This is a genomic window from Chrysosporum bergii ANA360D (assembly GCF_029891735.1).
In the GTDB taxonomy this organism is placed as follows: Bacteria; Cyanobacteriota; Cyanobacteriia; order Cyanobacteriales; family Nostocaceae; genus Umezakia; species Umezakia bergii.
On the sequence record NZ_JANQDH010000041.1, the window covers coordinates 71,722 to 78,416 of the forward strand.

General features: G+C 40.6%; 6 protein-coding genes. 5 read left to right on the forward strand and 1 reads right to left on the reverse strand.

Annotated elements, in window-relative coordinates:
* The first annotated feature begins 2 nt into the window (after positions 1-2).
* The 5 genes from NWP17_RS06455 to NWP17_RS06475 are packed head-to-tail and all read left to right on the forward strand — an operon-like array spanning position 3 to position 6,532.
* A complete protein-coding gene (locus NWP17_RS06455) occupies positions 3-1,400 on the forward strand; it encodes a tyrosine-protein kinase family protein (RefSeq protein WP_280654094.1) in 1,398 nt (465 codons plus the stop codon).
* A gap of 4 nt (positions 1,401-1,404) precedes the next feature.
* Positions 1,405-2,919 (forward strand): P-loop ATPase, Sll1717 family, encoded by a 1,515-nt coding sequence (locus tag NWP17_RS06460; RefSeq protein ID WP_280654095.1) that lies wholly within the window; start codon positions 1,405-1,407, stop codon positions 2,917-2,919.
* Between the two features lie 55 nt (positions 2,920-2,974).
* Complete coding sequence (locus tag NWP17_RS06465) at positions 2,975-3,124, forward strand: hypothetical protein (RefSeq protein ID WP_280654096.1); 150 nt, start codon at positions 2,975-2,977, stop codon at positions 3,122-3,124.
* A gap of 19 nt (positions 3,125-3,143) precedes the next feature.
* Complete coding sequence (locus NWP17_RS06470; protein ID WP_280654097.1) at positions 3,144-4,994, forward strand: ABC transporter ATP-binding protein; 1,851 nt, start codon at positions 3,144-3,146, stop codon at positions 4,992-4,994.
* Positions 4,995-5,002: 8 nt separating this feature from the next.
* Positions 5,003-6,532: an AbgT family transporter gene (locus NWP17_RS06475; RefSeq protein WP_280654098.1), complete on the forward strand. Its 1,530-nt coding sequence runs from the start codon at positions 5,003-5,005 to the stop codon at positions 6,530-6,532.
* A gap of 7 nt (positions 6,533-6,539) precedes the next feature.
* Here the strand turns inward: NWP17_RS06475 and yidD are convergent.
* On the reverse strand, positions 6,540-6,695 hold a 156-nt coding region (yidD, locus tag NWP17_RS06480), incomplete at its 5' end, for a membrane protein insertion efficiency factor YidD (protein WP_280654100.1).

The window sequence follows — 6,695 nt, forward strand, 5'->3', positions numbered from 1 at the left end:
AAATGGAACTTGTTGAAATTAGTTTCAGTAAAACTTTTACAAAAGTACGGGAATGCTTTGAGGAACCAGAGATATCATCACTTTGGGCTGAAAACCTTGATGCCATAACTATTATACGTGATGTTTATGGAAAAATACGGCTATATCTAGAGCCTAAACACACTTTTAAACCTCAACCAGAAGACATAAATGCTATAGAAACCAGTTTGTCTGAAAAACTCGGTTCCTACTATGGTCAAGATATCTGGCTACCACAGGGTGAGCAAGATGGTTATAAACCTCTAATTACAGTAATCAAGGATGAGAGGGTTTCTGCTGAGTGGGACGATAAGGAAGTTTCACCACGTTGGTATATATTAGAACGTCACGTTGCCAAAAAAGCCTGGACTAACACAAATTCGAGTAACCCACCCTGGTCAAAGGAATCTGTAGATCACAGACATAAACCAGCTATAATCACTTTTTTTTCCTTCAAAGGTGGTGTAGGGAGAACTACAGGGCTAGTTGCATCTGCTCTTACACTAGCGCGTCGCGGTCATCGCGTAGCTATGGTAGATTTAGATTTAGAAGCTCCGGGTTTATCGACAATCTTTTTCCCAGATGATCACCAAGATGATATTGAAAAGCCTGGTGTAATTGATTATTTATTAGAAAAAAAAATCCAGCCAAATAACTGGCCGTTGAGAACTCATATATTATCAATTAACGAGCAAATTATCCTCGATGATAGCGGCGAAACTTTGCGTTTATTTCCTGCTGGTACAGTAGATAACAACTATTTAGAAAAATTAGCAAGACTAGATTTTCAAAATATTGTTGATAATCAATTACCTGATACTCTAAAAGATTTATTGCGGGAACTAAACAAAGCCTCTAATAAATTAGACTTTATTTTCCTGGATGCTAGAGCAGGATTTCACGATATTGGTGGATTAGCCATAGCTGATTTATCCCACGGTGCTGTAATTTTTGGTACACAATCTCGCCAAAGTTGGGCGGGATTAACTAACGTTATTCGTACACTAGCAAGACCACTGGCAGAAGAACAACTCCCAGTTATATTAGTTCACGCAATGGCGCCTACACTCCGGGAAGCCGGAAGAGTGCAAGAATTGAGAGCTTTTGCAGATAAAGCATATCAAACTTTTCAGGATAATTACTACTGCGAGAGCGAGACAGTTCCAAATCTTAATGATAGCGATGCGCCTTTTACACCAGTTGTTTTACCTTTGCAAGATGATTTACGGGGAGATATCGCTTTATTTTTGCGTGATCACAGTCCAGAAGAAGCTAATCGGTTATCGGAACTTGTTAAGGTAATCACCAGCGATCCTTATCAAAGATTGGCTATGAGGCTTTGCCAACTTTTTGGACGCGAATTTGATAAAAATATGGGCTAGAAACATGAGTAATTTTAACAAAAGAAAACTACTAGAATTAATAGCTGGTATTGCACCAGGAAGAGGCACAGCGGAACATGAAAGTGATGATGAAACACTTTTCCTCAAAAATTTCCTTCCTGTTCCCGAATATCGGCGGGCTTTAGAACCAGACATACTGTTGATCTTAGGAGGACGAGGTGTAGGCAAAACAGAGTTATTTCGTTTATTAGCTATTCCAACTGGACCCGCTACCTTAGTAGAAAATCTAAACATTAGGGGTTTACCCTCCTTGGATACAACCATATGGGTTGCAGCTTTTGGTCGTATTCGGCAGCAAGAAAAAACATTTCCCACACCAGAAATTATAGAATCACAAATGAAAAACGCCAGTAATACTGATTGGCGTGCTTTCTGGATGGGTTTAATGTTAGGAAGAATACTGCATAATTCCAGTAAAGCATTAAATACAGATTGGGCTAAAGAAATACCCTTGTCTATTCGTGAAGCCTTGAAAGATAAACTACCATTAGTATCACAATGGTTTCCTTTGGTACGCCAAGAAATTGAAAATATCAGTTACGCCCTAGATGTATTAGATGAAAAATTGCTGGAGGCTGATGAATGGTTATTTGTAACTTATGATGAGTTAGACAGATTGGTTTCAACTTATAGCAATTTGTCTATTTCTATCCGTGAACTTTTGGCATTTTGGTTAGATAAATGGCGCAGGTGGGAAAGAATAAGACCCAAGATTTTTTTACGTACAGACCTTTTTCAGGAAGAATTTTTAGGTTTTCCTGATGCTTCTAAGCTCAAAGCGCATGAAATTAATCTTGAATGGAAACCTTTACAGCTATATCAATTGTTATTCAAACGTTTAGCCAACTCCGGTTCAGAAATGAAAGAGTATCTAGGCATGGTTCCTAATCTGATTAATGACAGCAATACGGCTCTCGGTGTAATGATAGAACCGGAAGAATCACTTTTTCAATCAATCATTGAGAAACTAATTGGTAAATTCATGGGTGCTAATGCCAGGAAGGGCTACACTTATAGATGGATTCCAAATCATCTTCAAGATGCTGGAGGAAGAATCGCACCACGTTCTTTTTTAAAATTATTTTCCATAGCAGCAAACCGTAGATTGGAAAAATTTAACGAAGAAAACGAACAAAGTTTATCAGGAACTGCATTACTACAGCCATTTGATTTACAAGGGGCACTGATGGACACTTCTGAAGATAGAATTAGAGAGTTAGCACACGAAGAATATCCTTGGTTAGAAGCTTTAAAAACTAGCCTTTTAGGTCTGGAAGTTCCCACTTCAAAATCGAAATTTTTAGAAGTGCTAAAAGGCACAGAATGGAGTAAAAAAAGCGGCAAACTTCCTCCCACTTCACAACCAGAGGAAGTTTTGAAATACTTGTTACAACTGGGAATAGTTGAAAGCCGTTCCGATGAACGCATAAATATGCCTGAGATTTACTTGTATGGATTTAAAGTAAAACGTCGAGGTGGTATTAAGCGTCCAAAATAGATACACTCACCCCTCCCCTTGCCCAGCCAACACCTTAACAAAACTGAAAAGCGGGGTGAAAGCCAGAAATACTGATAATTGCGCCGCCGATAGTAACAATCCTACCATAGCCATGCTGCAACTTCAAGTTAACATTCTTTCTGTTGCTCACACTCACGGATCTAAAATGGGAAGAATTGCTAAAATCCAAATAATTTTCCCTTAACCTTCATCACCTGATTCCTATGAAAGAAACTGTCCTAGAGGTTCGCAACTTAGAAGTTGAATTTTCCAGTGATGGTAGCTGTATCAAAGCCGTGGATAATATCTCGTTTGAAATTAATCGCGGGGAAACTCTAGGTATAGTAGGTGAGTCGGGTAGTGGTAAGTCAGTAACATCATTAGCTGTTATGGGTTTATTACCCAGTGCGGGTAAAATTAGCGGTGGTGAAATTTGGTTTCGTCCCCAACCCAACACCAAACCCGTCAACTTGGTAGAACTACCCCCCGAAGAAATGCTGCTACATCGGGGCGGCGATATTGCCATGATTTTTCAAGAACCGATGACCTCCCTCAATCCGGTTTATACCATCGGCTTTCAACTAGCTGAAGCCATTACGCGCCATCAGAATGTTTCAGCAACAGAAGCCAAACAAATCGCCATCGCCGTCTTACAAGAAGTCAAACTCCTACCCAGTGACCACATCATACAACAGCAATATCTAGAAAACACAAATCAAATAGATCAACTCACCTTAGCTAAATTAGTCAAGCAGCACAAACAAGCCATACTAGAACGTTACCCCCACCAACTGTCAGGAGGTCAGCTACAACGGGTAATGATTGCCATGGCCATTTCTTGTAATCCCTTGCTGTTAATTGCTGATGAACCAACCACAGCTTTAGATGTAACAGTGCAAGCAACTATTATTGAGTTATTGCGAGAATTGCAGCAAAGCCGTGATATGTCCATGATATTCATCACTCATGACCTGGGACTCATTGCCGAAATTGCCGACAAAGTAGCAGTAATGTACAAGGGTGGTATTGTCGAATATGGCACGGCTGCACAAATTTTTACCAATCCCCAACATCCATATACTAAAGGTTTAGTAGCCTGTCGCCCCACACTGAATCACCGTCCTCAAAAACTCCTCACTGTTTCCGACTATATGAGTGTAGAGTCAACCCCCACAGGTGAGGAAATAATTCAAGCTAAAGAACCCCTCCATCCCCCAGAAATCACCCTAGAGGAAATGTCCCAAAGGTGGGACAACCTCAACAATCAACCCCCCTTATTACAAATCCGTAATTTACAAGTAGGTTTTCCTATCCGGGATGTATTTGGTGACATAAAACGATACCATATAGCAGTTAACAATGTTTCTTTTCACGTCCAACCCGGCGAAACACTGGGATTAGTAGGAGAATCAGGCTGTGGCAAAACTACCTTGGGTAAAAGTTTACTGCGCTTAATTGAACCCATGAGTGGTGAAATGATTTTCCAAGGTCGAGATATTACCACTCTCCAAGGACAAGCCTTACAACACGTGCGCCGACAAATGCAAATCATCTTCCAAAATCCCTTTAGTTCTCTAAACCCCCGCATGAAAATTGGCGATGCGGTTATGGAACCATTATTAATTCACCGAGTGGGGAACACCAAGCAACAACGCCGAGAACGTGTAATTGAACTGTTAGAACGAGTTGGTTTAAGTGCAGATGCAATACATCGCTATCCCCATCAGTTTTCCGGTGGTCAACGCCAAAGAATTTGTATTGCTCGTACTTTAGCCTTGAAACCTCAATTTATTATCTGCGATGAGTCGGTTTCGGCTTTAGATGTTTCTGTACAAGCCCAGGTTTTAAATCTACTCAAAGAATTACAAGCAGAATTTCAACTTACTTATATTTTTATTTCTCATGATCTCAGTGTAGTTAAATTTATGAGCGATCGCATTTTGGTTATGAATCGCGGTCAAATTGTGGAACAAGGAACCGCCGAAAGTATTTACTTACAACCCCAACAAGAATACACACAAAAACTCATTGCTTCCATTCCTACTGGTAGCGCTGAACGGCTACGCACTCAATAATTACCACTATGAACAATCCTCAAAACTATCAAAAACCTTCCTGGTTAGGAAAAGCCCTAACCTTGATCGAATCAGTGGGAAATAAACTCCCGGACCCACTGACCATATTTTTTCTATTATCCTTAATGGTAATTGTAGTCAGTGCGATCGCATCTGCTTTCCATCTCTCAGTCATCCACCCCGCAACTAATAAAACCATTGTTGCCGTATCCTTACTGACACCTGAAAGTATCCGCCGCATTTTCACTTCTGCCGTCACCAACTTTACCGACTTTCCCCCCCTAGGGGCTGTACTGGTGGCTATGTTGGGTGTGGGCGTTGCTGAATACACAGGCTTACTTTCCGCATTACTCCGCAAAATAGTATTAATTGCCCCTAGTAAATTTATCTGCCCCGTTGTTGTGTTTGCAGGTACTATGGCTAACATTGCGGCTGATGCGGGTTATGTAGTACTTATACCCCTGGGAGCAATTATATTTAGGGCTTTTGGACGGCATCCCCTAGCTGGTTTAGCTGCGGCTTTTGCTGGTGTATCTGGTGGTTTTAGTGCCAACTTACTCATTAGTTCCCTTGACCCCCTACTGGCAGGGTTAACTCAAAGCGCAGTACAACTAATTAATCCTGATTATTTAGTCAATGCCACTGCCAACTATTACTTTATGGCAGTTTCAACATTTTTACTCACCATAATAGGGTGGTTTGTCACTGAAAAAGTTGTTGAGCCAAGATTGGGTAATTATTCAGGACAAGTAGATTTAGAAATGCAACAACTCAGCCTAGCCGAACACAAAGGTTTACGATGGGCAGGATATTCTTTATTAGCATTTACTGCTTTCTTGTTAGTAATGGTATTACCACCCCAAGGAATGTTACGCCATCCAGAGACTTTGACAATTATCCCCTCACCTTTTCTCGATAGCATTGTATTTATCATTGCCTTAGCTTTCTTAATTCCTGGTATTTTTTATGGACAAGTTGTCGGTACTATTAAAAATGACCAAGATATTGCTAAAGCCTTGAGTAATTCAATGAGCGCCATGGGGCATTACATTGTTTTAGCATTCATCGCTGCTCAATTTATTGCTTACTTTAGCTGGAGTAACTTAGGCATAATTATCTCTATCAAAGGGGCAGAATTGCTAAAATCCACAGGAATTACAGGCATACCACTACTGATATTATTTATTTTAGTGAGTATGCTAATCAACTTATTTGTTGGTTCAGCCTCAGCAAAATGGGCAATTATGGCCCCTGTGTTTGTGCCGATGTTTATGTTAATGGGTTACTCTCCAGAATTAACCCAAGCTGCATATCGCATAGGTGATTCCACCACTAATATAGTTACCCCCTTAATGCCATATTTTCCTTTAGTGGTCGCCTTTGGGCAGAAATATGAGAAAAATTTAGGCATAGGAACATTAATTGCCATGATGTTACCTTATGCGATCGCATTTTTAGTTGGATGGTCTATGTTATTGATGATCTGGTTTATCTGTGGTTTACCCCTCGGACCCGGGGCTGTGATGAGAATTCAGTAAACCAAACTTACTTCTTGTTATGATCTGGAACAGGATCATATCCGCCGGGATGGAAGGGATGACAACGGAAAATTCGCCGAGTAGCCATCCACCCACCGCGCCATACACCAAATCGCTCAATAGCTTCAATAGCATACATAGAACAAGTTGGTTGAAAGCGACA